This is a genomic window from Candidatus Symbiothrix dinenymphae (assembly GCF_001431085.1).
Genome location: NZ_BBRU01000315.1, coordinates 1 through 522, shown reverse-complemented (window position 1 = coordinate 522; position 522 = coordinate 1). Strand labels below are relative to the sequence as shown.

Annotated in this window: 1 protein-coding gene; it reads right to left on the bottom strand. The window is 49.8% G+C overall.

The annotated features are described in order from the left end of the window. Nucleotides 1–123: 123 nt before the first annotated feature. Nucleotides 124–522 (bottom strand): hypothetical protein (locus tag ASC50_RS03890; protein ID WP_158648391.1); only part of this gene is annotated, 399 nt, incomplete at its 5' end.

Below are 522 nucleotides of genomic sequence, written 5' to 3'. Positions count from 1 at the left end.
CCAAGATTTTCTCCAAAACGACGCAACCGCATTTCCCATTTGACCCCAGGGCAACCTCCCCCTCAAAAAAAATAGACAGGGCATGCCCTGTCTATTCGCGTTTCTACAATTATCCTGCTCTCCTTACTTCAACTCTCGAAACACCCCTTCCATGCGGAAGCGATTGACACCGTCATCAAAGTCATACCAAAACTTGAACCCGGGATTAGCTCCGGTTGTGACGTATTCGGCCGCACCGTCAACGATGGGCATGCCACCACTGTCCCAAGCTTCAACTCTAAAGTTGTTGCCCGTGGTATGGACAAATTGGATGCCTGCGCTTGATAGTGCTGCGTAATAAGCCGCCTGATCAGCCCATAATGTGTTGTATTCTGCCAGTGTTTCTTTCGTGGCCTCATGCAAAAAACGGACTGTACTGTCTGATGTCGCCGTCAATATCCGCGAGACGTTTATATCCGAAGGCACCCCGTCTTCTACCCACACACCGCCGTCATTTCTAAGTTTGACTTTGCTTGCCTCAAG